This window comes from Streptomyces sp. NPDC088246, from assembly GCF_044741025.1.
Taxonomy (GTDB): domain Bacteria; phylum Actinomycetota; class Actinomycetes; order Streptomycetales; family Streptomycetaceae; genus Streptomyces.
In genome coordinates, this window is sequence record NZ_JBIURV010000063.1 from 1 (window position 1) to 23,511 (window position 23,511).

The 23,511-nt window shown below is 67.8% G+C and carries 27 protein-coding genes and 3 pseudogenes; 14 read left to right on the plus strand and 16 right to left on the minus strand.

Annotated elements, in window-relative coordinates; all coding sequences use genetic code 11:
• Positions 1 to 479 precede the first annotated feature (479 nt).
• From ACIPEK_RS40550 to ACIPEK_RS40565, 4 genes are all read left to right on the plus strand, one after another.
• Positions 480 to 950: a GNAT family N-acetyltransferase gene (locus tag ACIPEK_RS40550; protein ID WP_402007132.1), complete on the plus strand. Its 471-nt coding sequence runs from the start codon at positions 480 to 482 to the stop codon at positions 948 to 950.
• A 6-nt stretch (positions 951 to 956) separates the two neighbouring features.
• Positions 957 to 1,127, plus strand: a complete 171-nt coding sequence (locus ACIPEK_RS40555) for a hypothetical protein (protein WP_402007134.1) — start codon at positions 957 to 959, stop codon at positions 1,125 to 1,127.
• A gap of 243 nt (positions 1,128 to 1,370) precedes the next feature.
• Positions 1,371 to 1,991 (plus strand): hypothetical protein, encoded by a 621-nt coding sequence (locus ACIPEK_RS40560; protein WP_402007135.1) that lies wholly within the window; start codon positions 1,371 to 1,373, stop codon positions 1,989 to 1,991.
• Between the two features lie 78 nt (positions 1,992 to 2,069).
• A complete protein-coding gene (locus ACIPEK_RS40565) occupies positions 2,070 to 2,765 on the plus strand; it encodes a hypothetical protein (protein ID WP_402007190.1) in 696 nt (231 codons plus the stop codon).
• Here the strand turns inward: ACIPEK_RS40565 and ACIPEK_RS40570 are convergent.
• The 6 genes from ACIPEK_RS40570 to ACIPEK_RS40595 all read right to left on the minus strand — a co-directional run bounded on the left by ACIPEK_RS40570 (position 2,676) and on the right by ACIPEK_RS40595 (position 6,971).
• Positions 2,676 to 3,023, minus strand: a complete 348-nt coding sequence (locus tag ACIPEK_RS40570; protein ID WP_402007137.1) for a transposase — start codon at positions 3,021 to 3,023, stop codon at positions 2,676 to 2,678. The genes ACIPEK_RS40565 and ACIPEK_RS40570 overlap by 90 nt on opposite strands.
• A 75-nt stretch (positions 3,024 to 3,098) precedes the next feature.
• Positions 3,099 to 3,497, minus strand: a complete 399-nt coding sequence (locus ACIPEK_RS40575) for a hypothetical protein (RefSeq protein ID WP_402007192.1) — start codon at positions 3,495 to 3,497, stop codon at positions 3,099 to 3,101.
• A gap of 83 nt (positions 3,498 to 3,580) precedes the next feature.
• Positions 3,581 to 3,787 carry a hypothetical protein gene (locus tag ACIPEK_RS40580; protein ID WP_402007139.1) on the minus strand — a complete coding sequence of 69 codons (207 nt, stop codon included), beginning with the start codon at positions 3,785 to 3,787 and terminating at the stop codon, positions 3,581 to 3,583.
• 914 nt (positions 3,788 to 4,701) lie between these two features.
• The gene (locus ACIPEK_RS40585) at positions 4,702 to 5,388 is read right to left on the minus strand and encodes a lipocalin-like domain-containing protein (protein WP_402007141.1); all 687 of its coding nucleotides are present in this window, start codon (positions 5,386 to 5,388) and stop codon (positions 4,702 to 4,704) included.
• A 288-nt stretch (positions 5,389 to 5,676) separates the two neighbouring features.
• Positions 5,677 to 6,066 (minus strand): hypothetical protein, encoded by a 390-nt coding sequence (locus ACIPEK_RS40590; RefSeq protein ID WP_402007143.1) that lies wholly within the window; start codon positions 6,064 to 6,066, stop codon positions 5,677 to 5,679.
• A gap of 14 nt (positions 6,067 to 6,080) precedes the next feature.
• Positions 6,081 to 6,971 (minus strand): PQQ-binding-like beta-propeller repeat protein, encoded by an 891-nt coding sequence (locus tag ACIPEK_RS40595; protein ID WP_402007145.1) that lies wholly within the window; start codon positions 6,969 to 6,971, stop codon positions 6,081 to 6,083.
• A gap of 427 nt (positions 6,972 to 7,398) precedes the next feature.
• On the opposite strand from ACIPEK_RS40595, the gene ACIPEK_RS40600 reads away from it, so the two are divergent.
• Positions 7,399 to 7,761, plus strand: a complete 363-nt coding sequence (locus ACIPEK_RS40600) for a hypothetical protein (protein ID WP_402007147.1) — start codon at positions 7,399 to 7,401, stop codon at positions 7,759 to 7,761.
• 152 nt (positions 7,762 to 7,913) lie between these two features.
• Here the strand turns inward: ACIPEK_RS40600 and ACIPEK_RS40605 are convergent.
• Positions 7,914 to 8,156 (minus strand): annotated as a pseudogene (locus ACIPEK_RS40605) (alpha/beta fold hydrolase); the annotation flags it as partial.
• A 22-nt stretch (positions 8,157 to 8,178) separates the two neighbouring features.
• Between ACIPEK_RS40605 and ACIPEK_RS40610 the strand changes: the two are divergent.
• Positions 8,179 to 8,418: pseudogene (locus ACIPEK_RS40610) on the plus strand (DUF6058 family natural product biosynthesis protein); the annotation flags it as partial.
• 41 nt (positions 8,419 to 8,459) lie between these two features.
• Here the strand turns inward: ACIPEK_RS40610 and ACIPEK_RS40615 are convergent.
• Positions 8,460 to 9,713: an IS256 family transposase gene (locus tag ACIPEK_RS40615; protein WP_402007149.1), complete on the minus strand. Its 1,254-nt coding sequence runs from the start codon at positions 9,711 to 9,713 to the stop codon at positions 8,460 to 8,462.
• Positions 9,714 to 10,295: 582 nt separating this feature from the next.
• Here ACIPEK_RS40615 and ACIPEK_RS40620 point away from each other — a divergent pair.
• From ACIPEK_RS40620 to ACIPEK_RS40630, 3 genes and pseudogenes are all read left to right on the plus strand, one after another.
• On the plus strand, positions 10,296 to 10,865 hold the full coding sequence (locus ACIPEK_RS40620) for a hypothetical protein (protein ID WP_402007151.1): 570 nt from the start codon (positions 10,296 to 10,298) through the stop codon (positions 10,863 to 10,865).
• Between the two features lie 73 nt (positions 10,866 to 10,938).
• Positions 10,939 to 11,517, plus strand: a pseudogene (locus tag ACIPEK_RS40625) (transposase); the annotation flags it as partial.
• A gap of 67 nt (positions 11,518 to 11,584) precedes the next feature.
• Positions 11,585 to 12,130: a hypothetical protein gene (locus ACIPEK_RS40630; RefSeq protein WP_402007153.1), complete on the plus strand. Its 546-nt coding sequence runs from the start codon at positions 11,585 to 11,587 to the stop codon at positions 12,128 to 12,130.
• A 580-nt stretch (positions 12,131 to 12,710) separates the two neighbouring features.
• Here the strand turns inward: ACIPEK_RS40630 and ACIPEK_RS40635 are convergent.
• Positions 12,711 to 13,895, minus strand: coding sequence for a S1 family peptidase (locus ACIPEK_RS40635; protein WP_402007155.1), 1,185 nt, complete (start codon positions 13,893 to 13,895; stop codon positions 12,711 to 12,713).
• A gap of 376 nt (positions 13,896 to 14,271) precedes the next feature.
• Here ACIPEK_RS40635 and ACIPEK_RS40640 point away from each other — a divergent pair, with 376 nt between their 5' ends.
• A complete protein-coding gene (locus ACIPEK_RS40640) occupies positions 14,272 to 14,475 on the plus strand; it encodes a hypothetical protein (RefSeq protein WP_402007156.1) in 204 nt (67 codons plus the stop codon).
• Positions 14,476 to 15,222: 747 nt separating this feature from the next.
• Here the strand turns inward: ACIPEK_RS40640 and ACIPEK_RS40645 are convergent.
• The 4 genes from ACIPEK_RS40645 to ACIPEK_RS40660 all read right to left on the minus strand — a co-directional run bounded on the left by ACIPEK_RS40645 (position 15,223) and on the right by ACIPEK_RS40660 (position 18,111).
• A complete protein-coding gene (locus tag ACIPEK_RS40645) occupies positions 15,223 to 15,492 on the minus strand; it encodes a hypothetical protein (protein ID WP_402007158.1) in 270 nt (89 codons plus the stop codon).
• Between the two features lie 36 nt (positions 15,493 to 15,528).
• Positions 15,529 to 15,993: a MarR family winged helix-turn-helix transcriptional regulator gene (locus ACIPEK_RS40650; RefSeq protein WP_402007160.1), complete on the minus strand. Its 465-nt coding sequence runs from the start codon at positions 15,991 to 15,993 to the stop codon at positions 15,529 to 15,531.
• Positions 15,994 to 16,347: 354 nt separating this feature from the next.
• On the minus strand, positions 16,348 to 17,361 hold the full coding sequence (gene adhP, locus ACIPEK_RS40655; protein ID WP_402007162.1) for an alcohol dehydrogenase AdhP: 1,014 nt from the start codon (positions 17,359 to 17,361) through the stop codon (positions 16,348 to 16,350).
• A 198-nt stretch (positions 17,362 to 17,559) separates the two neighbouring features.
• Positions 17,560 to 18,111, minus strand: a complete 552-nt coding sequence (locus ACIPEK_RS40660; RefSeq protein ID WP_402007164.1) for a glycoside hydrolase family 25 protein — start codon at positions 18,109 to 18,111, stop codon at positions 17,560 to 17,562.
• Positions 18,112 to 18,202: 91 nt separating this feature from the next.
• On the opposite strand from ACIPEK_RS40660, the gene ACIPEK_RS40665 reads away from it, so the two are divergent.
• A complete protein-coding gene (locus ACIPEK_RS40665) occupies positions 18,203 to 18,961 on the plus strand; it encodes an NADPH-dependent F420 reductase (protein ID WP_402007166.1) in 759 nt (252 codons plus the stop codon).
• Positions 18,962 to 18,989: 28 nt separating this feature from the next.
• Here the strand turns inward: ACIPEK_RS40665 and ACIPEK_RS40670 are convergent, their stop codons facing one another.
• Positions 18,990 to 19,397: a hypothetical protein gene (locus ACIPEK_RS40670; protein WP_402007168.1), complete on the minus strand. Its 408-nt coding sequence runs from the start codon at positions 19,395 to 19,397 to the stop codon at positions 18,990 to 18,992.
• 38 nt (positions 19,398 to 19,435) lie between these two features.
• Between ACIPEK_RS40670 and ACIPEK_RS40675 the strand changes: the two genes are divergently transcribed.
• Positions 19,436 to 19,648, plus strand: a complete 213-nt coding sequence (locus ACIPEK_RS40675; RefSeq protein WP_402007170.1) for a hypothetical protein — start codon at positions 19,436 to 19,438, stop codon at positions 19,646 to 19,648.
• Positions 19,649 to 19,790: 142 nt separating this feature from the next.
• Here ACIPEK_RS40675 and ACIPEK_RS40680 read toward each other — a convergent pair whose 3' ends face one another.
• The gene (locus ACIPEK_RS40680; protein WP_402007172.1) at positions 19,791 to 21,155 is read right to left on the minus strand and encodes a radical SAM protein; all 1,365 of its coding nucleotides are present in this window, start codon (positions 21,153 to 21,155) and stop codon (positions 19,791 to 19,793) included.
• Between the two features lie 157 nt (positions 21,156 to 21,312).
• Positions 21,313 to 22,158, minus strand: coding sequence for a pentapeptide repeat-containing protein (locus tag ACIPEK_RS40685; protein ID WP_402007174.1), 846 nt, complete (start codon positions 22,156 to 22,158; stop codon positions 21,313 to 21,315).
• A gap of 501 nt (positions 22,159 to 22,659) precedes the next feature.
• On the opposite strand from ACIPEK_RS40685, the gene ACIPEK_RS40690 reads away from it, so the two are divergent.
• Together ACIPEK_RS40690 and ACIPEK_RS40695 are read left to right on the plus strand one after the other, a co-directional pair.
• Positions 22,660 to 23,151 carry a hypothetical protein gene (locus tag ACIPEK_RS40690; RefSeq protein ID WP_402007176.1) on the plus strand — a complete coding sequence of 164 codons (492 nt, stop codon included), beginning with the start codon at positions 22,660 to 22,662 and terminating at the stop codon, positions 23,149 to 23,151.
• Positions 23,152 to 23,239: 88 nt separating this feature from the next.
• Positions 23,240 to 23,467, plus strand: coding sequence for a hypothetical protein (locus ACIPEK_RS40695; protein ID WP_327271052.1), 228 nt, complete (start codon positions 23,240 to 23,242; stop codon positions 23,465 to 23,467).
• Positions 23,468 to 23,511 lie beyond the last annotated feature (44 nt).

The following is a 23,511-nucleotide window of genomic DNA, read 5'->3' on the forward strand; positions in this document are numbered from 1 at the left end:
CCCTCCTGGCCACCTGGACCGGCGCCTGCTCGATATGCGGCCAACCCGCACCAACCCCCGAACCCCACCACAGGACCTAACAAAGCCCTACTAGGCTGAATGCAATGTAGCGACGGAGCAGCTGCGGGTGGTGTCGGCTTCTTCCTGTCGCCACGGAGGCGGGTCCGCGCTGTTTGCCGGGGAAGTGCTCAGTCCCTCGCTGGTCCGACGTCGCTTGACCTGCTGTCAGGGCCCTTGCCTCAGCGCATGCGGGGACCGGAATGTGTGTCAGGCGTTGTGTGTCAGCGCCTCGGCGTGTGCGCGCAGGCCGTTGACGAGGATCTGTAGCCCGAAGACGAGGGAATTGTCGGCACGCCGGCGCTCGCCCGGGGCGGTGTTCGGTGTTACTGGTCAGCAGGGGGGCAAGTCCGGAGCGCACACCAATGGCGCCGCCTTGAAACGGGTTGCCGTAAGTGTCAGAATAACTATAAGGTCATTACATGTCACGTGTACGGCAGGCAGTCGAGGACGACGTCGCGGAGCTCGTACGCCTGCGGGCGCTGCTCTTCGAGACCCTTGGCGGCGACTTCTTCAACCCCTCATCAGCAGACGACGACTGGCGGCACACCCTTGCTGCGGTGCTGAAGGAACAGTTGGCAGCGGACGCCGTTCGGATCCTCGTCGTGGACGGCAACAACGGCCTTGCCGCCTGTGGCATCGGAACCATCGAGCAACGACTGCCCGGCCCGCATCTGCGCAACGGCCGGATCGGACATGTGATCGGCGTGGTCACCGATCCGGCGGAACGACGGCGCGGCCACAGCCGCACGATCATGCAGAACCTGCTCGACTGGTTCCGGGAACGCGAGGTCGCCCGAGTCGACCTGTACGCCTCTTCCGACGGCGAGCCGCTCTACCGCACGCTCGGCTTCGTCGACCACCCCGACCCCTCGCTGTGCTGGCGTCCGTGACAAGATGTGCAGACGATCCTGCGGCACGCGCATATCACCACCGCCCTCTACACCGCGGTCGGCCTGGAGGACCTGGTCGACAAGCTCGCTGAGCACTACGGACGCCCGACCCAGCCGGCCGCGTGGTCTCAGCAGTACGACCCGCAGGACGTGGCGGTGGTGTTCGGTGCCCGGTAGCCAGGCCGGCAACAGCGCCCGGGTAAAAGGCCCTACCACCGGGCGGGTGCGCCGTCATTCCGTGGAGATCTACGAGCGGGATTTCAGCTTCAAGCCGACCGCGGTGCAGCCTGCGCCCCCGCCGAGGCCCGCCATCAGCCCCGGCCACTGGGCGAGCTGTCGACTGCCTCCATCGAGGACATCGCCGAGCTGGCCGGGACGGCCCTCGGGACCGGCTCAGGTGTCGCGAGCTGCAAGACGGCGATGCAACGGCTGCTGGAGCACCTGGAGGAGTTCCCGGGCGCCACATGGCAGGAGCGGTGGGAGGCCGCCGGCCTCAACGAGCGGGGCCGACAGGCCCAGCAGCTCTATAAGGGCCGCGGCAGGCAGATCAAGACCAGCATGAACACTGCTGCGGGCCACGCCTTCGCGATGCGCCTGCTCCGGCCATCGCTGCTGGCCTTCCGCGCCTACCGCTTCTCCAACTACGTCCAGTGGTTTCGCAGCATCGCCAAGGACTCCGTGCTGGAGGCGTTCTGCGAGCGGCCCCTGTCCCTGACGGTCAGCCGCCAGTCGATCCTGCGGGCCCAGTTCGATGTGATCGTCCCGTTGACCGTCTTCGGGATCGACATCGCCGACCTGACGCCGGAAGCCACCTCCTCTACTACGCAACGGAGTCCAGGAAGTACGGCGTCGTCTCCGGAGAGGCGGGCGGGGACGGCTGCTTCGCCGCCACCCAGGGCTGGCCGATCCTTGCCGGCATGGGGCACTTTCCGGCCTCGACCCCGCGCACGCTGCGGGCCGCTGTGGTCAAGGGCCAGCGTCCTGTCGCCGAACTCGTCGACAAGCACAAGCTCCGCAACCAGGGCGTCCGTGACCTGCTGATCCACTACATCAGTCGGCGCTCGGTCGAGGTCGACTACTCCACCTCTGATCGCCAACCTCGTCCGGCTGTTCTGGAAGGTGATCGAAGACTTCAACCCGGACCGGGCCGACCTGCGGCTCTCTCCGGAGGCGGTCGCCCACTGGAAGGAGAGCCTGCCCGTCCGGCCGGACGGCAAGCCTCGCCTGCACATGGAAGGCCCCTTCCTGGCGGTCCGCGCCTTCTATCTTGACCTGCACACCTGGGCGGTCGCAGAGCCGGAACGCTGGGCCCAGTGGGTGGCACCTTGTCCGATCCGGGATGAAGATCAGCGCTGGTTCCACGTCCGCCGGCGGCGTGTTCAGGAGCGGATGGCCGACCGCACGCGGGAACGGCAACCACTGCTGCCGATCCTGTCTCAGCACGTCTCCGATCAATGGCAGCGTCAACGCACGCTGCTGGAGAGCGCCCGCGCGGTCGGGCTCGGCAAGCACTTCACCGTCGACGGGACCGAGTGGCAGCGTGTCTCCGCGAAGATCGACGCCGAGCGCCCGGACCCGACCACCGCGCCGATTGGTGCCGTCAACCGCGTGCCCCGTATCGCTTCCATGACGGCAGTGAACTGGGTGCAGTCGTTGGTATCCCCTCCCGTGAGCAGGAAGGACAGCGGACGGCCCGCCCGTCGCAGGCCAAGTGGATCTTGGAGGTCAAACCGCCCCGGGACCGGCCGGGCGCCGGGCTGCGACTGCCACCTTTTCGGGCCCCGGCCGCGTGCTGGTGGGCGCGCACGATGCTGAAGTCGACCGACACAAGCCAGTCGATGTCGCCGACCGCATCGGCCTTTGCCTGGGCGGCCTGGAGCATCCGGTTGAACGTGCCGTCCTTGCCCAGCCGCGGAACCGGGTGTGCAGCGTGGCCCACGATCCGTTCCGCTCGGGCACATCCTGCCAGGCCGTACATGTCCGGAACTTCCATACCATCCCGTTGAGGACCGTCCGATCACCAGCCGGGGGCCCCAGCGTGGGCCAGGCAGCAACGGCCGCAACAACTCCCACTCATTATCGGACAGTTCATGGCGCCGTACCACAACATCGTGATCCACTACCGGAAGATCACTTTGCCGACAGCTCCTAGCGGAATGCCACCGGCGGGCGCACGCCACTGAAGTCGATCGCGCGGTCCGCCTCGCGCAAGGCCTGCTCGGCCACCCGGCGCGTCTCGGCCGGAACGTCCCCATGCTCCTCCACAAGCCTGGCGTAGATCGGTGCCTCGAACCTGTCTGAGGAGTTCATGTTGAACTTTCTGTCGGATGTACGGGCGTCTTCCGCCAGTGAGGGGAAGCGGCGGCCGATTATACGCGCTGCAGGCAGGACGCCGCAGAGTTGACCGGAGGCCAGGCAGCAACAGAGCATTTCAGGAGCCCCTCGACGAACGTTTGACGCGATCAGCGGTCCAGGACGAAGCCGGTGCCGCTCAGGCAGCCATCGATCAGGGGGTCGGTAAAGCCGCATCTTGAGCTTGCGCTTCACGGCCGGTGTGATCCGGTCCAGGTCGGCGGCGGCGAGGCTTCCCCACGTCCGGGTGCTCCGCCAACCCTCCCCGCACCTCCATATCACCGACGTAACCGACAACCTTTCAGGGAAAACAGCGACCATGCGACGCCGCAGCAGTAGTCGGGGCCGAAGCACACAACCAGCGCCTTGGCCTCCTCCGCCGTAACCGGTCCGGAGATCGCCTTGAGTTGCTTGTCGCGCCTGTCGACCTCCCCTTCACTCGCGTCCCAGTCGGAGAGAGAACCATCGGCGACGAACAACTGCACTGCGGATCTCATATTCGATGGATCGGCTGCTGCCGCCGGCTGAGCAAGCCGTCCTGGCGGGCAGTCCGCCCGCTCCTGGCTGCAATCCGACACTGCCGACGGCCACCGGGGGCCGACGAGCCCGCTCTCGTGGCCGACTTGGAGCGATGTCGACAGAAACTGCCCCTCGAAGAAGCCGGAACGCCGATCCAGGCAGGGGACCGACAGACCTCAGGAGCGGGTTGGTACTGATGCGCCCCCGGTACCCCAGCGCTCCGCCGAGGACGACTGACCGACGCCCCAGCCAGCATCGGCGCTCCGGGGTCCGTCTCGCGGAACGTGGGGAGGACACCAAGAGACGGCCGGTCCGCCGACCCAGCGCCGGTCGCACCGCTCAGCGGAACGCCCTATCAACATCTGGGTCATGGGCGCGCCTGCGCAAGCTCGGCAACCGACTCTCGAAGTCCGGGTCGTGCGGGAGCTGGATGGGTTCCGAGGCACCACGGTGCCGGGCATGCGAGCCTGCGGTCGGTCACCCCGCAGTGAGCCCGCCCAGTCCGTCGTGCTGACCGTGCGGGCGCACCATCCACCCCAACTGACCGCCCCTCGGATGCCGGACGGTTCCCCTCGTGCTCGGCTGTGCCGCTCCGGCCAACGTGCCCAAGGCTGCCGATGAGATCCAGCAGCGTGTCACCGGCCTCGCGCGCAGCCTGTACGAACCGACCGGCGGCCAAGGGCCGACGCCGTGGCCGCAAGACCGAGGGCGAGCACCCGGAGCTCGTCGGCCGGCCTGACCCCGCTCGGACCCGTCAGCGGCTACCGAGATTCCGCGCAGCGGGCAGGATCAGCGCGGAGCTGCCCTCAAGGCCCGCATGCCACGCCACGCAGGAGAAGCGGCCGGCCCGAAGGCCGGTGAACCAGGATCCCCTCGTCGCTCACGTGGAGTCCCCAGTCGGCCGGTGCCACACAAGCCTCGGAGTGCGCGCTTCGTCGCCGGTCCCCTCTGTCGGGGGAAGCAGGGTTAATCGGTCCCCCTCCACTTTCCATCGGCGCTCCTGCTTGGTACCGACCCACGGACGTAACGACGCCACGTGCAGGTGGTGAACGACCAAATCGCCCATTACCTCGTAGGCGCCGGCGTACCCCAGGTATGGAGATGTCCTGAACAGGGTCGCCGTGTCGACCGGCTCGCCCGTCCCCGTCTCCACTGCCGCGCCGGACTCCAGCTCCGGGTTCAGCATGCTCACGGACATATGCCCGTCCGCGGTGTAGGTGATCAGTCCTGTCGGACGTTGTCCCAGGGGGTGTTCGAGCGTGTGACCGGATACGTCCACGATGGCGACGGTGCTGAGCAGCCAGGCGCCTACGAGCGGATGCTCGGCCGCATCCGGCCAGTGCGCGGGTCGACAGTGTGGTTCAGTGCGGGACGGGGTGTACACGTGTTTCCTTTCCAGGGCTTCTGGGCTTCTGGGCAAAGCTGTGTAGGGACGATTTCGTCCTCGTCCATACCCGTGCAACAGACCGCAGATGCCACCTACGAACCCCTGACACCAGCCGGTCCCCCCGGGGTGTCCGGAAAAGCCCCTCCATAGGCGCCTTCGACACCCACAGGGCATGGGCATGCCCGGGCGCTGATGTGGCTTTTGACACTGAGTCACGAGAGCGGCTGTCACTCTGTCACTCAGCAACGATATCCGGAGTAATTGTCAAATCCTGTGGACGGGACTGCTCGCAAGTTCCGGGCCAATCCGCTTTTGGCCTGTGACCGCGGTGGATGGGTTACGTCTTAAGGCCGTCTGCTTCGCAACCCGCGTTCGTGGGGCGGATGTGCGACAGGCAACCCGGTCGGCGCGGCCCTGCCCACCGGGTCTGCCACCAACCGGTGCCTGCCGCCCGGTCGTACGGGGCTGTCAGTCTTTGTGCTCGGGACGCAGGGTCACCAGGTCGTTGCCGTCGCAGTAGGTGAGCGAGGCGCCCATGTCTTTGCCGTGCCGGAACGCCTGGCAGTCCGATGTGCCCCTCCAGAGGGTATTGCCCCGGTAGTCCAGCAGGAGCAGGCGGCGACCGTCCTGCCAGAAGTTGCGGGTGACGGACCGCGCCGCGGGGCTCAGCCCGTGGGGGCGGACCAGCTGGTCGGCGCCGGCGTTCAGGAGCCGGTCCGGGCGGCCGGGCGCGCGGATGATCTTGTTCATGGTGCCGTCGGTGACCAGGTACTCGCCGGGGGCCAGTCGCCGGGAGGGGCGCAGGGTGCCGAAGTAGGGATCGACGACCAGGGCGCCTTTGGCGTCAGGCAGTACCATGCGGAAGCCGGCGGTCAGGGGAAGAGTGCGTCCCAGCGGCATCCGGTGCGCGCGTCGCGCGGGGCCTGAGGCTGGTCCCAGACGAAGCTGTACCGCCAGCCGCGGTCCCCGTCACCGGATGTCACCCCGCTGGCGAGGATGGTGGCGCGGCAGCTGCCCTTGGCCGGTGCGGTAGCCATGATGACCCGGTCGTTGGCCTTGATGATTCGGTCGACGGTGCCGTCGGGCGGCCGCAGCCCCGCCTGCCAGTGCACTCGGCCGTCGTCCGGGTCGACGGTGCCGACACGGTCGGGGGTGACCAGATACGACCCACAGCCGTCCCCGTGGCGGCCGTCGGCGGTGGCAAGCTCGTTCGCCGGGCAGGCGTCCACGACCCGTACCGCCCCGGACATCGCGCGCGTCCACTGGCGCTCACCCGACCAGGCGTTCCAGCCGGTCAGGCGGCAGGATCCGGGGCGGCAGACCGCCGTCAGCACCTCGAAGCTGTTCTCGAACAGGAAAACCTGGCTGCTGGGCGGCAAGGTATGCCGCCAGGTCAGGAGCCCCCGCTCCGGGTCGAGCCCGGCGATCGCACTCGGCCCCCGGCGGCCGTCCTTGCCGCCGACCAGCACCACCCGGTCACCACGGACGAGCGCGGAGTGCGCCGCGCCGGGCTGATGGGAGGTCAACGTGAACTCGGCCGGCAATGCCAGCCGCCAGCCCTCGTTCTCTGTGCCATCCCGGCGGACCAGCGTGCGGCCCTGGCCGAGCAGTCCCGCCGCGGGGGCGTTCAGCGCCCAGGTGCCATCGGGGCCCGGCCGCACCGGCAGCGGAACACGAGAGGCCTCCTCGGGCACCGTCTCACCGTCGCCGAACATCGGCGGCGGCGGGGCGAAACAGCCCGCCACCAGCAGCCCCACCACCACGGCCATTAACCCTCGCGGCCACAGATTCCTCATCGCGCCCCCCGGATCCGCCCTCACGGTAGAACGCCCGCAACCCTGCTCACCACTCTCCCGCCTCCTTCGTGATGACGTCGTAGCCACGAGGGGGCGGATCAGCCGTATCCCGGTCGCCCTATGCTGCGGTGATCACGTGCGAGCACATCTGATGGGGGCGGTCACGTTCGACGCGGAAGAGGCTGGCGGGAGAGCCGTTTCCCACGAGATGCAGGATGTGGACGACACGGACCGCGGAGGTTCCGGATTGGGGCGGCGACTGTCTTGTCTGGCGGTCGTGGTGGCCATCTTCGCCCTTGGAGCAGGAAGCCTCGTCTGGTTGTTCCAGGACGAGTTGTTCCATCCGTTCGGGGACGCCCGAGCCTGTGAGGGCAGCGACACGATGCTACCGAAAGTGATCTCCGCCGGAGGCGTGCCGATCCCCGCCGACGCTTCGGACATCCACTACGTCACCGAGAACGGCAGCGCCCGGGTCTCCTTCCTGAGCAACCAGATGCCGGACTACCTGCACCGCGCGGGGCTCGTCCCGGAGGGAGAGTCCCTGTTCGACAAGAATTACGGCGGCGCCTACGGACTCGGCCAGGACGACGGCGAGCTTCCCGAGGGGCTGTGCGGGCCAGCCCTCAAAGGACCTGCCTGGTCCTACTACGTCCCAGGCCCCGGCCCAGGCGTCGACATCCTGGTCGAACGTGCCCCCATCGCCTACGACACCTTCCGCGCCCCAGCCCGCGTTATCGCCACCTTCAACATCCGCTGAGCGAAAGAGGCTGGATGGCACGGCGAGAGCGGTCGAAGCGGCCGTCACGCCGGCGAGTCTGCGTCAGGATGAAGCCGTGAACGGTACCGAGCGGTCGGCGTAGCGGCTTTTGGGCTGGAGCTGCGTTTTTTGGCAGAGTAATTGTCAAGATCTATGACGTCGGCGACGTAGGCGGCGCGGGAGACGTTCCGCGGGTGGCGCTCACTGGCGCCGAGCCCGCGCTGGTCGACCGCGACGACCCGATATCTGGAGCTCAAGCTCCGTGCCAGCACGTCCCATTCACCCGCGTGACCGGCCAGACCGTACAGCAACACGAGGGACTGTCCAGACCCGCCCCAGTCCCGGCAGACAAGCCGGACGCCGTCTCGCACCACCACGTGTTCAGACCATGCCACGTCAGCCTCCAGGGAATCGGCGATGCGCTCGGTGACCCCGGCCGCCATTCAGCGCAAGGACTATCTGACGACCGCGATCAGTGCCGCAGCGGATGAGCCGGATGCCGGTTCAGCGCAGCGGGCGGAGCGGCTGCACGCCTTGATCGATGAACTCGACGCACTGGAACCGGCGTTCACCACCTACAACCGTCTCCGGTTCGGCGGGCCCACGTCCCGGGACACCTGCATCACCGCGATGCGCGCCCGCTTCCCGCGCCCGTGACCTGGGGCCATGGCCGATGACTGCGGATCGGTTGTGGCCATTCATACTGCGCGGGCTTCGGGACGTTCGACGAGGTGGCCGCGTTCGAAGCGCGCTCCGGCGCGGACGAGGGCGACGAGGTGGGGCGCGTTCACGGCTCGCCACCGCTGCTGGGCGGACTCGACGAGCTTGAAGACCATGGCCAAGGCCGCGGCCGCGCTGCCGGCACCCCTGGTGACCTTCGTGCGAAGCCGAACCGTGGTGAAGGTCGACTCGATCGGGTTCGTGGTGCGCAGGTGGATCCAGTGCTCGGCGGGAAAGTCGTAGAACGCCAGCAGCTCGTCGACGTCCTCGGTGATCTTCTTCACCGCCCTGGGGAACTTGGCCCCGTAGGTCTTGGCGAACGCAGCGACGGCCTTGAGGGCGTGGTCGCGGTCTTCGGCGTTGTAGATCTCCTGGAGGGCCTTCTTCGCGCCGGGCTGGGCGGACTTCGGCAGGGCATTCGCAACATTGGCGATCTTGTGAACCCAGCACCTCTGGTGGCGGGTCTCGGGGAAGACTTCGGCCAGGGCCTTCCAGAAGCCGAGTGCACCGTCGCCGACGGCGAGGGCGGGAGCGCGCATGCCCCGGCGGGCACAGTCACGCAGCAGGTCGGCCCAGGAGTCGGCTGACTCGCGGTAGCCGTCGCTCATGGCGATCAGTTCCTTGGTGCCATCCGCGCGCACGCCCATCAACACCAGCACGCACGACTTCGCCTCACGCAGGCGTATGCGCAGGTGGATGCCGTCGGCCCAGACGTAGACGTAGTCGCTGGTGGACAGGTCGCGCTCGCCGAACACGGCGTGATCTTGCTGCCACTGCTCGGTGAGGCGGGTGATTGTCGCCGACGACAGGCCGGCGCTCGAACCGAGAAACTGTTCCAACGCGGGCACGAAGTCGCCGGAGGACAGGCCGTGCAGATAGAGCAGGGGCAGCACCTCGCTGATCTTCGGGGACTTCCGGCACCAGGGCGGCAGGATCGCCGAGGAGAACCGCTTGCGCTCGCCGGTGGCCTCGTCGACGCGCTTGTCGTTGACTCGCGGGGCCTTCACCTCGACCGTCCCGGCTGCGGTGGTGACCTTCCTGGGCTGGTGGTAGCCGTTGCGGACGACCAGACAGCGCCCGTGCTCGTCACGTTGGTCGGCCAACTCGGCTATGTAGGCGTTGACTTCAGCTTCCAGGGCAGCGGCCAGCATCCGCCGAGCACCCTCGCGGACGATGTCGTCGATCAGGGAGCCGGTTTCGGTCGTTCCATCGGCATTCAATACGCTCAGCACGGGCGTGCCTTCCCGACCGACGGTGCAAGGTCGGCCTACTCGATGACCAGAAGTCGATCACTCGGGAAGGTACGCCCTTCGCGTCCAGCCCGAGGCCGATCCACAGGTCATGAGCATTGCTCCGATATCCGCCTCGTTCGCGGGACCTGGTTGTCGCCGAATTCTGGTTCTGCCTCAACTCCGGCATCGATTCCAAAGGACCGGCCGCGCGACGGGGGTCGGCCAACGGCTCTACGGGCCGTCACCGCAGGTCAGGATGAGGGAACCATCAATGACGGGCATTCAGGACGACGGCGTGCACCTCCCGCCCGGGCAGTGTCAACAAAGACACGCTGCACCAGGGGGTGAGTGGCTGTCAGAATGTCGCCCGGAAAGGCTAATGATACGTCAATCAGCTTATAAATAAGTAGAATTGACAGCTCGTCCGATTACCTGGCACTCGCATATGGGCGTTTCGTGTACCCCGATCGGCGCCCCGGCACCAACCCTCCAAGGTGTCCGATATGACAGCTATGGGGGCCGTCACTACGTTCAGTCACAGACCGGCTGCTCGGCCGACCTCTCTGAGACAGGAGAAGTGACATGGTTACCCGTTCCACTGTCGTTACCGCAGCCATCGCGGCCGCCTCGGCGCTGGCCGCCACCGGCATCACCTACGCCTCGGCCGCCACCACCGAGCTGGCCCACGCATCCCCTGTCGTCCAGCAGGCCACCGCCCCCGTTTCGGCCCTCGATGGCGGCGACGCCGGCAAGGGCAACGACGACCGGGGCTACGACAGCGACCGGGACTACGACGACCGGGGCCACGGCGACCGGGACTACGACGACTGGGACTACTACGAGGGTCGGATCCAGATCAACGAGCGCACGTACTCCGACGACCCCGGTGGCTGCATCACCGTGGTCAGCGGCCTCGGCTCCAACAGTCTCAACATCCGCAACGACAGTCGCAGGACCGTCGAGGTCTTCCGGGGGGCCACCTGCGACAACGGCGCCCCCATCGCCACCGTCGGACCTCACAGCTCCAGCGACGGCGTGTTCCCCGGCCACGTCCGGGGCGGCGTCTTCGTCCACGACGGCGTCGTGGGCAGCTTCCGGGTCCTCTCGCGCCACTACGACAGCGGATACGACGGCGGATACGACGGCTGGTGATCGAGACACACGCGTGACACACAACCCCGGCCCGCCGGAATCGGGCCGGGGTTCCGGTCTGCGCACCCCCTGCCGCATACGCCTCGAAGAAGCCAGAGCCGCCGTCCTGGTCCTCATCGGTGTCCGCGCTGACGGCGCCAAGGAGCTGATCGCCCCCGTCGATGGCTACCGTGAGTCCGCCGAGGCGTGGGCGGGCCTGCTGCGCGACTGCGCCAGACGTGGCATGCGTGCCCCCGTCCTCGCTGTCGGCGACGGAGCACTGGGCTTCTGGAAGCCCCTGCGCGAGGTCTTCCCGGACACCCGCGAACAGCACTACTGGATGTACAAGACCGCCAACGCCCTCGACGCAATCCCGAAGTCCGCCCAGCCCGCCGCCAAGAAGGCGCTGCTGGACATCTACAACGCCGAGGACAGCGAGCACGCCCAGGCTGCGGTCCGCCGGTTCGCCGAGCAGTACGGGGCGAATTTCCCCAAGGTCGTGAAGAAGGTCACCGACGACGAGGACAAACTCCTCGCGCTCTACGACTTCCCGGCCGAGCACTGGGTCCACCTGCGGACCACGAACCCCATCGAGTCGACGTTCGCCACCGTCCGCCTGCACACGAAGGTCACCAAGGGCGCCGACAGCCGAGCCGCCGGCCTGGCCATGGCCGTCGCCACCACCTGCCTCAACTCCGTGCGACTCCCCCGGTGTGACAGCATTCGGTAACCTCTCGCACGTGATCGACGAAGCCGGCACATGGCAACGCCTCGCTGCTCTCCTGCCTCGCGAAGATGCTCTGCAGGTCATGGACGCCTGGAACATCGGTGAGCAGGAGGGCGGCCTCCACCATCTCGTTTCCTTGCTTGTCCGACAACAAGTCGTCATCGGCGAGACCACGAGAGCGGAGCTCGCCGTGTTGGCGGAAGCCTGGGGGCTGTGGCCCTCGCCGCTGGGTCCGGGAATTGTCCAGTGCCAGGGCGATGGATGCGATTCACCCCTGCGTCTGGTGGAGCACGACGGTGATGCCCCCATGACCGGAGCCTCGGTCGGGCTTCCCCCTGAACTCCTCCTGCTCCCGTGGATCGCGTGCACCGAATCCGGTCACGTGCTGACGCGCGCCCATACCCGCGAGACCTGGGGCGACCTGTCCTGTCTCCCTGAGTATTACGTGATCCTGGACGCCGGCCGAAGCACCGCCGTCCACCTGTTTCCACCCGGCGCCGGCTGGGACGCGCTCAGCGCACTCCGCCGACTGTCAGACCCCGCTCCAGAAGTCCGTTGAACTGTCGGGTGTGCGATCGCCGAGGATGACGGAAAACGCAATCAGCACGACAAAAGGGGAAACGATGACGTCGACCCACATCCATGTCCGCTCGCCGACCGCTCACGGCCGGATGATCGAGGCAGCACAGGCCATAACCGCGACCACGCAGAACACGAGAACGGCCGGCCTGATGTGCCGCTGCTTCTTCACGGGCAAGGAGTACCCGCGCGGCACACCTGGCGTCCACCGCTTTCCACCCACCCGCACCACTCCCATCGGCTTCCGTCAGCAACGCGGCGGCTCCCCAAGCATTCCCGCCCGACGTCGCATGCGAGCTCACGCCAGGTCGAACGGCACTCATTGAGTTGCCCGAATTCCCCGGTCGGCCGCCTCGCCCCTATGCTATTTCGGGCCCGGGTCAGCCGGAACATCACCGTCGCCCCTCCTCTGCCCTTGTGTGACACCCCTCGCCGTCCTGTCCTGAACCTGGGCGCTCTCGGCCCCGAAAGGCCTGTCGCGCTGGAGTGGCGAACCTCCTGTCGCGACAGGCCCGTCAAGAACAGCCGGGGGAAAACCGGTCCAGCCCGCCTGCGTACCGTCAGGCCGTGTGCAGCGTCAGTCCGTACCGGTTCAGGATCTCGTTGATCGGCTGATGCCAGGTTTCGCCACCGCTGCTGCAGTTGCCCCAGCCGCCCGACGTGACCCCCTGGGCCTGGTCCCCGCTGATGAAGGATCCGCCCGAGTCACCCGGCTCGGCGCAGACGCTCGTCTTGGTCATCTGGTAGACGGCACCTTGGCTGTAGTTCACGGTCTCGTTCCTGGCCAGCACGTTGCCGCAGTGCCAGTGGGACGTGGAACCGGAGCGGCAGATGGAGGCACCGATGGGTACCTCTGCAGAGCCCCGGACCAGTTGGTCGGAGACGGTGCCCCAGCCGAGGACCACGGGGACCGTCCACCAGCCGTTGCCCACGCTGACCCAGGCGTAGTCGTCACCGGGGAAGGACGATCCCTGGAAGTTACCGATGGCCGAGCCGTCCCATCCGCTGACCGCCGCGCCTGCTTGACCGCAATGTCCCGCTGTGACGAAGCCGCCGTACACGGAGAAGCCGATGGAGCACCGGACCTTGCCCGTGTAGTACGGGTCGCCGCCCACGGTCCCGGCAGAGAAGGTCCTGGGCGCCTCGGGCGTCTGCTTCACCTGAACGGGGCCGGCCTTGCGGGCCTGTTCGACGAACTCTCGGACATCGTTGTCACCTTCTGCCGATGCGACGACGTTCACGACGACCCGGTTGGCCTTCGGGTCGACATGCCAGCTGCTGATGCCGTCCGGTGCGGACAGCCTGTCGAGCTGCGCCTTGGTCGCGTCGAGCTGCCGTGCGGTGTGGCTCACCAGCCGGACGCTCGCACCGGCCGCCCCTACGGCCTCGACCCTCTTGCCGTCGGTGACGGCTACGTTGAGTTTACCCGCGACCGGGTCGAACCAGGAGCCTGCGTACGACGACCCGGCGGCCCGTTGCGCCTTGTCCTGTACCGCTGTTGCCGCCTTCTCCGCAGCCAGACGCGCCCTGGCCTGGCTTTCCGTCAGGCCGAGATCTCTCCGCATGGCGGAGATCAGTCCGGCGGACGCCGGCGCTTCGCCGCTATCGGCACGGGGAACAGTGGGCTGTGAATCCACGGCGGAGTCAGCGGCAGAGGCAGAGGCAGAGGTGAGACCTACGGTCGCCCAGGCTCCGACGACCAGAGTCGCGGCAAGGCTCACGCGTAAGGCTGTCATGCGTCTCATGGGAATGGCCCTTCTGTTGTTCCGGCATCGTGGGGAGGAACATCAGGCGTCCGAGAGGTCTCACCTGAGAGCGCTCTCAGAGTGTGCCGCGACGGACTCTAACCCAGAGCACCAATCAGGTCCATGCCAATGAATGCTTCTGGACCTATCCTCTTGTCAGGCGCTCGCGCGTGACCGGCGCAGAAACCGCCGCCGCGCATCACGCGAAAAGCGGCACACTTCCCCTCAGGAGCCCCGCCATGACACCCCCCGCCGACAACTCCTCTTCCTGGCCCGGGCTTTGGCACGGCTCCCCGCGAATCCCGCATATGCCCCTCGATGAGGAGACGCGACGCAGCTGCGACCTCCCGGGACGCTGCCGCCCGCCCCTGCGGGCATGAATCACCCGGTGATCTTCGAGCCCGCCCTGAAGCAGTTCGCCAACGCCTACCAGGCAGGGGAGCCCGAGTTCGACGGTGAGGACGAAGAGATGGGCCGGGCCTGGCACGGTACGCGGCGTACTGCTCTGGATACGGTGCTCTCAGCTGTCGCGGACGGCCCGTGGGGCAGGGGCATCTCGTGCTGCGTGGCCGCGTGTTGATGGCCACCTGGTTCGGGGGAGCGGCTCGTGAACCGGGCGACCTGGACTTTCTCGTCGTGCCTCAGTACCGGGCCATGGACGGCCCCCGGACCTCGGGCTGTTCGACACGATCGCCCGGGACGCGGCAGCCGCCGCCCGTGGCTCTGTCCGGATCGATGCGGCCGGCATGGTGACGGAGGACATCTGGACGTATGACCGGGTTCCGGGCCGCCGTATGCTGCTGCCCTGGACAGCGCCCTCGGGGGTACCGAGGGGCTGCGGCCCGCCGGTACCTGATGGCTCGACTGGTTGGACGTGGAGACCGGTTGGGGACACTTCATCACCGAACACCCATGGGTCACGGAGAGTGCCGCGAGCTGTCGCGAACGTCTTACTCGGGCGCTCGCACCGCTGCTGGAGATGGTGGTACGACCGGAGGAGGACTCCTACAGTCAGTGGGTCCGGTGGCTGAAACCGCTGGTGAAGACCGCGTGTACGACGGTCGCCGAGCGCGGTACGGCGGACCTCGGGTACCTCGCCGAAGGGGGACATGCCGGGCTGGCGGCAGCCGTGGTGATCGTACGAGAGCTCGCCGGGCCTCGGAGCCTCGGGCTGGGGGACGCCCTCGCCACTGTTCTGTCCCACGAGGACAGTTGGGGCTACTGGCGGGAGAATCCCGGACGCGTGCGTCCGGGTTCTCGACGTACTGCGCTGGTGAGCGACTCCCCAGGTCTTTCACCGGGCCGGCTCCCGGCACGGCTGCTTGATTCAGCCGGCCCGGCCGATCGCGCTGCGCAGCATGGCGACTGTCGTCGCTGCCGCCGCGCGCTCCGCGCCGTCCTCCGTTGCACGCACCCGCTCCTCCAGGAGCACCGCGGCAGCCTGGAGGACTCCCACCCGGACCGGAACGCTCTGCATGGCCGCGAGTACGGCCGCCGCGTGTTCGGCCGGGGTTGCGGTCGCGGCCTGCGAAATGAGGGTGGGGATTCCGCGCCCGAGCGCACGGTCACGAGGCGGCTGAGCCGCGGCTGTGGTCACCCGGGAAAGTCTGCCGCACCGGACTCGGGGAATCGCTCAGCGACCTGACCGCGGTTCTTCGGGCCCTTCGTGGACATGGGCGTGGATTCGTCTCAACAGGGCCGCCAACTGCGCCTGTTCGGGGCCGGTCAGAGGGGCGAGCAGTTCCCGCTGCACAGCCAGGGCCTCGGCCTGCAGGTCCGCGAGCAGCGCGCGGCCCGCCCGGGTGGGCGTGACGGTCACCCGGCGGCGGTCGGTGGTGTCGCGAGCCCGGTCCACGAGTCCGGCCACCGCCAGATCGTCCACGATCTTGACCATGTCGCTCCGGTCGATCCCGAGCCGTGACGCCAGCTCCCGCTGCACATGAGGGCCGAAATCGACCAGCGCCGACAGCACGGCCATGTGCCAGAGCCGCAGATCACGCTCGGCCAGTCGCGCTGCCAGCCGGCTCCGCGCGGCCTTGCCGGTCCTGGACAGCAGATAGGTCGTGAGTCCCAGGAGGCTGGGCGGGGTCTCGCTCATTGACGATATCTTAGGCTTCTACCAATGATAGGCCTTCACCTACTAATTGCCTGCCGGGCGAGGCACCGCCCGCCCAGTACCGTTCGATGTTCGTCTGACGGGTCGCCGATGTCGATGCCGGGCTGACGCACTGCCTGGAACACGGCGCCTCACCGGTCGCCGGTGCGTGCGACCGGCCGGACTGGGGGCCCACGCTCCGCACACGCCCATGTGCGCGATCCCGAGGGCCACCTCATCGAGTTGCAGTCGTACTGAGCGACCGGGGCGACACCTGTCCGCACCCGGCCAAGGACACGGACAAGGCACGGACGAGAGCGCGGACAAACACCGCCGGGGGCTCTGCACGTGTGCGGTTCAGCGCATATCGAAGACGAGACGACCTGACACTCTGCCCTTCAGTACTTCGTCGATCGACGCGTTGATGTCCTCAAGACCTCGGCTCTCGCGGACGACGCGTGTGCGGCCGAGCCTGTGCAGTTGGAACACTTCGGCGAGATCCTCACGGGTTCCGACGATGGAGCCGACGATCTTCGTACCGTTCAGTACCGTGTCGAAGACGGGCAGTTCGAGCGTGCCCTCGGCGGGGAGCGCCACCAGGACCAGCGTGCCACCCCGGCGCAGCGCACTGTAGGCGGCGGCGAACGATGCGTTGCTCACTGCCAGCGAGATGGCCGCGTCGGCTCCACCGAGCCGGTGAGTCTCCTCGGCGACATCCTGGACCCGGGCATCGATGACATGGTCGGCGCCCAGTTCGCGGGCGAGGGCCAGCTTCTCGTCGGTGACGTCGACGGCGATCGTCTCGGCGCCGAAGATCCGCGCGTACTGCAGGGCGAGGTGACCCAGACCACCGATGCCGGAGACGAGGGCGCGCGTGCCCGGGCGTGCGCCGGACAGTTTCACGGCCTTGTACGTGGTGACGCCCGCGCAGGTCAGCGGTGCCGCGTCCAGCGGGTCGATGCCGGCGGGTACCGGCACCACGTACGTTCCGTGCGCCAGCGCGTACTCGGCATGGCTGCCGTCCACGGAGTAGCCGCTGTTCTGTTGCTTCAGACAGAGCGTCTCCCAGCCGGAGATGCAGTAGTCGCAGTGCCCGCACGCCTCTCCGAGCCAGGGGATGGCCACTCGATCCCCCACTGCAAGATGCGTGACCTGTTCACCGGCCGCTTCGACGATGCCGATGCCCTCGTGACCCGGCACGAACGGCGGGCTGGGCTTGACCGGCCAGTCGCCCTGTGCCGCGTGAATGTCCGTGTGGCACAGCCCGGAAGTCTCCATCCGCACCAGGACCTGGTACCCGGCCGGCGCCGGCACGGGCCTCTCCTCGACCACCAGCGGCTCGGTGAAGCTGCGGACAACGGCGGCTTTCATGGATTACTCCTCCGCTTCGATCGGGCACGTCCGGCTCAGCGGCCACCCTCCACCATCGCAGAGGGGGACAGAAGCCTTGAAACAGAGTATTTCAGATGGCCGGATTTCACTTTTCCGTGCCCCCCTGCCCGATGTTCGGTGCCACGTGCTGCGTGCCCGCTCGCCGCTGCCCGATCGCCGACCGCACGGTCCGCGCGGCTACCCCTGAGCCCAGTCACGCATGGCGGTCCGTGAGGAGAAAGCGGCGACGTCTTTGTCGAGAGGCTGGTCGGTGTACTGATGAATGCGCCAGGACGCTTCGATCCTTGGCTTCCCCGCGGTCACGTAGTCGGCAATCCACAGGCCGTCCCCCGCATACGACGTGGTGTCGTAATTCAGCCAGAAGTAGCGGTTGCAGTACAGGAGAACCTTGTGATGGGGCCTCAGGCGCTTGACCTCACGGATGAAGCCGTCCTTCTCGGAATTGCTCGCCCGCGCGCCCTCGCCGTTCTCTTCCCAGTCCACGGCGAGCAGATCACCCGCCTTCTCCGGAGCCTTGCTCACGAAGTACTCCGCCTGCTCCGTGATGTTGCCCGGCCAGAGAAAATGGTAGAAGCCGATCACGCATTCTGCGTCCCGGGCGCGTTTGACCTGCGAGGCCAGATGCGGATTGACGTACGAACGGCCCTCGGTGGCCTTGATGAAGACGAAGTCCAGTCCGTCCGTGTCGAAGGACGACTGATACGAGCTGACATCGACGCCATGCAGCATGGGCACCGCCTCCAAGCGGGCTCGGTGATTCCGTTCCTCTTCCTGTACGTGCCCGCAGTCGTCCGGTCCCATCCTTCCGGTGAACGGGCGAATGATTTTTCCATTACCCGGAATATGGGCCTGCAGTGGGGAGTTGGTGAACCGGCGAGACCACATCACGTACCGCAGGCACCGTCGGAAGGTCGGACCCATGAAGATCGGAATCATCGGAGCAGGCAACATCGGCGGTAACCTCACCCGGCGCCTCACGGCGCTGGGCCATGACGTTTCCGTCGCCAACTCTCGCGGTCCACAGACGCTCACCGCGCTCGCCGAGGAGACCGGAGCCACCCCGGTCACCGCCGCGGAGGCTGCTCGGGGAGCCCAGATCGTTGTCATCACCGTCCCTGTCAAGGCCGTCCCCGCTCTGCCCTCCGGGTTCCTCGACGGGGCCGCAGAGGGGGTCGTGGTCATCGACACGAACAACTACTACCCGCAGCAGCGAGACGGCCGCATCGCCGCGATCGAGGACGGTCTGGCGGAGAGCCGGTGGACCGAGGAACAGATCGGCCACCCGGTGATCAAGGCGTTCAACGGGACGTACGCGCAGGACATCCTCTCCAACGGCCTCCCGAAGGGCAGCCCTAGCCGTCAGGCGCTGCCGGTGGCTGGTGACGACTCTGCAGCCAAGCACGTCGTACGCGACCTCATCGACGAGCTGGGCTTCGACACCGTGGACGCAGGTGGCCTCGACGAGTCCTGGCGCCAGCAGCCCGGCACGCCGGTCTACGGCCATCAGGGCGGTGCCGAAGCCGTCGCCAAGGCGCTCGCCGAAGCGTCCCCGGAGCGCACGGCGGAGTGGCGCGCCTGACGGCACGGGGCGCCGGCAATCAACGGGTTCATCCCGGCGCGGTCGCCGCGCGCACCGGACCGTCGAGACCCCGACGGTCCAGTACGTGCGCCGTGCCACCCGGTCCCGCCGCCAACGCCCCCTGATCGCCGAAGTCGGTGCTGCGACTGACTGTCTCCCACTCAAGAGTCTCGGCACGGGCGGCATCGAGGCGGGCGTGGATCGCATCGGTCGCATCGTTGCCGAGCAGCAGCCGGAGCGGCGTCTTCTCGGCTGCAAGGACGGTGAGGATGGCCGCGGCGGCCTTGTCGGGGTCGCCCTCCTGCCTGCCGTCCGAGTTGGGGAGATTGGTCCGGACGAGGCCGGCAGTCGCCGCGTACGCGGGGATCGCGGCGGTCTGCCTGAGTGCCCCTCTCCCGGCGAACCCGGTCCGGAACGACCCGGGTTCGACCGGCACGCCGGTGGTGTGTCCGCGACCGGATATCTGTACTCGACGTGCGTGACGAGCCGCTGATGTGGACCGAGCAGGCGCCGCGCGAATGGGTGGGCTGGTGGGCGGTCAACCCCCGCCCGGACGGATCGAGTCCGAAGTGGGGGCCGACCAACGACAACGTCGAGGAAATGCCGGAGCAGGTGGCGGAGGGCTCCGCCACCTGCTTCGCACCGCTGAGCACGGCCCGGTACTACGCCCGGCCCTATCTCTCGTGAGTGCCACCGACCGATGTCGAACCCCTGCGAACCGTGCTCGCCCGGGTCGACAGCACGGACAACGTCCTGGTGCAGGGTTTCGCCCGGGTCGTACGTGAACTGGCTTCCGCCGCCACGGTGGTGCCCGACGATCGGCCCGGCACTACTGAACGTCGTCCGGACGGGCCGGAAGACTGTCCATGAACGAGCTGACGGAAAAGACCGCGCGTCCGGGGCCGGGCGGGCCGTAACCAGGGGGCGAGCTGAGCCCGTACTCCTCCATGGTGGCGCGGTAGGCGTCCAGCAGGCGGATGTGGTACTCCAGCGGCGCTCCGTCCGGGTTGGTCTTTCCGAGCGGGGTGGTGGGCTCCGGGCACCAGGTGGTGAATCGCGGAGTGATTCCGTGCGACATGAAGAACCGCAGGCCCTCAGTGGTCGAGCCGATGGCCTCGTTCACCGTGGTGAAGCCGAAAGGCTCGGCCATCTCCACGCCCGCCACGAAGTTGGGGATGACATTGCGGGGGCCGAAGACCTCGGCGGAGTCCAGGATGCGGCGGTGCCACTCGTCGCGGCCCACATAGCGTTCCTTGCCTGGGCAGTAGAGCTCGAACAGCCGGCGGTCCCACACCTCGTAGTTGGGGTGGTAGATCTGGACACCGTAGTCGTGGAAGCGCTGCACATCGGTCTTGGGCAGGGCCTGGGCGACAACCTTGCCGATCCATCGACCTGGGAAGCGCTCCTCGATGGCCTTGGCGTACTGCCCGTAGAAATCGGCCTCGTCGCGGCCGCCGATGTGAGAGGTGATGGCACCGCCGGTAAGGGTGTAGGCGGTGGAGGTCTTCGCGGTGTCGTACTTGTCGATGATGGCCAGTGCCTCCAGGACCTCCTCGACCGGCTTCACACCGGTGTACGGGCGTCCCGCCGCCTTGTGCTGGCGCCAGTTGTGGTTGATGTCGCAGTACTGGCACTCCTCCTTCGCCCCGAAGTACTGGCAGACCCGGAAGACCGTCAGATAGACGAGGTAGCCCCACTGGATGGTGGGCGCGACCTCCATCACGGACTTGCCGTTCTCAAGGGTGTGCCGGTAGTAGTCCGGCATCGGCGGCAGGCCGACGTCGGAGATCCGCCTGCCGTCGAGGTACAGCCCGAGCACGCCGTCGTCATCGGCCGCGACGCGGTACGGGGACGCCGGGTTGACCCGAACCGACACCACGGTCCTGCGCAGTTCGTACGGACCTCCGGTGAGCACGATCTCCTCCGGCGGACGGCGCAGTGCGGCCGCGCCGAGCTCGGGGAGGGTTCCGTGGTCGAACGAGAAGATGAAATACGACTTCGGCTTGACGTCACCGCCCTCGTTGTCGCTGAGGGCGGACTCGTCGAACGCCACGCCGCCGCGCAGCAGATCTTCCTTGATGACGGCTTCCCGGGGCACGTGCGGGAACTGTTCCATGAGCCGCTCGATCAGGCGGGTGCGGTTCCCGTCGGCGCGACTCTGCTCTGTGCGGCTGCGGTCGGTACTGCTGGGCATGTGCGGGACTCCTCGGTCCGGTCGTCGAAGGCGTTCCGGGTACGCCACACTGTGCAACGAACCACGAGCTTCGGCCGTGCCCCGCCGCACCGGCCGATTCGCCCTGGCCCGGCGGAGACGGTGTCCGGGCCGTCAGAATCGCGGTCCGGGCCGGGAATCACCGGTGCCAGTGCGTGGGGCGGCTGAGCGAGGGCGGGAGTTTCGTCGTCGCGTCACCCCTGGCCGCATTAAGCTGAGCCTGGGTGAGGAAGAGACTTCCGGTGAGGTCGGCGCCGGCCAGGTCGGCGTCCCGGAAGTCGGCCCCGATCACATCGGCCAGGCGCAGATCGGCGCCCTTGAGGTCAGCTGCGATGAGGTACGCACCCCGTAGATCGGCGCCCTGCAGATCGGCGCCTTTGAGCCGGGCTCCGATGAGGTCGGCACCACGGCGATCGCGCTTCTTGCTGCGGGGCGCCGTGGCTCGTACGAGTTCGCTGGTACGGAGCAGCAGGGCGGCCACGCCGTCGCGGTGTGCGGCCACATCCAGGTCGGTGAACGCGCCTGCCGGGAGATGGGTGAGGCGTTCCGTTTCGTCGAGGGTGCGGCGGATCTCGCCGTGCAGGGAGCGCGCAGGTTCCAGGGACAGCGCTTCCGTCAGGTACCAGAGAAGTTCATGGAGCTGTCGCATGACCGGGAACACCTGGAACATCTGCTGGGCGGTCTGCGGGGCCCGGCGCCAGTCCTGCCCGTCGAAGGTCTCGTGGGAGACCTTCTGACCGGCTCCGAAGCAGTCGTACACGGTGCAGCCGGGGAATCCCTGGGTCCGTAGTTCGGTGTGAATGCCGCAGCGGAAGTCCTCCTGCAGATTGCGACAGGGCTTACCGGCATCCTTGTTGATCGCGAAGTCCGCGGACCGGGTCAGGGTCAGTGCGACGCAGCACAGCCCGAAACAGTTCGCACAGTCGGCGCGCAGCGAAGCACGATCGGTGCGGTCGGTACCGGGGCCTTGGACATTGTCGGGCACAGTGCGTGGATCCTCTGGGGTACGGAGCTGTCGGACGGCCGACCCTATCGGGATCCGCCACCCGTACGCGCCGATTTCATGATCGCTCCCGGACGCCCAGGCCACCGTGGCATCCGTTTTGCCCTGCTCCCTCCGCGAAACTACGTAAATTGTCTGCCACCTGGCTCTCCTCCGCGTCCCCTCGGGGCCCGCTCATCCGCAGACTCGTCGTCACCCTTCTCCTCCCGCTGCTCACCATGGCGGGAAGTGCACTGTTCGCCCCGGGGACGGCATGGGCCGTTCCTGCAGTCACGCCGTCGGCCGGCGTCGTGCACTCGGCCGTATCCAGTCCGGATGCACCGTGCACCAGCAGCGACCCGGTCGTCCGCTCGATCCGCGAGAGGACTCCGGAGAAACGGGCGCAGGCGCGCGATGTCAAGACGGTCGATGCCTCGCGCCCGAGCCGTTGTCAGTGGGGCGACGCACACTGGCAGCAGCACGGCACGGGCGAAGGGGACGCTGATGGGCACCGAGCACGAGACCGGGTTCGAACCGGCCACCGGGGACGGCCCGAGGAACCCGGCACCGGGCGGGAAGCGTGACGCCTCGGTACGAACGGCGTTCGAAGGGATGCTGCAGATCCGGCGGCTGACGAACACCGGGCAGCCGAGCCCGGAGGGCGTACCCGCGCAGTGGGAGACCCACCGGCCGATACGGGCCATCGCCCTGGCGCTGGAGGCGTCAGGCCTTGCCGCCTCGGCCGTTGACGACTCCGGCCTGCGTACGGCGACCGGGTACCGCCTGGAACAGGGAGAGGCGCCGGGCAGCGTGAGGGTCGAGTGGCTCGGTCCGCCCGGCAGCGGGGCCGCCCATGCGGAGGAGGGCGAGCTGGCCCGGTGCGCGGCTGTGCTGCGGGAGTTGGGCTGGACGGTGCTGCTGTACCGCGGACCGCGTCGCAGAAGATTCCTGGAGGTCGAACCACCGACCGGTGCCCGACGGCCGAACGGCGGCTAGTGGGCGGCCTCGCGCCGCTGTGGGAGTGCGTTGTCAGACCCATGGGGGATGCTGGTGGGTCCGACACCTCTGACCGGGAGATGCTGAGATGCGCAACGACGAACTCGCCGCGGCCCAGGCGTATGTCCGACTGCTGGAGGCCACTCGGGCCGCGCTCGCGGAACCTGACGAGAGCCCCTTGTACATGCCATTGCTCGCCTCGCCGATCGCGGAGGCCGATGGCGCGCTGGAGCGTGCGGGGCTCTGCGGCAACGAGTCCCGGTTCTTCGATCTCGTGCGCTCGCTTCAGCCGAGCATGTCCGGCAGCGGTCGTTGAACAGATCTGCTGAACGGCACCGCGGTTGCGGTGTTCTCCATCGC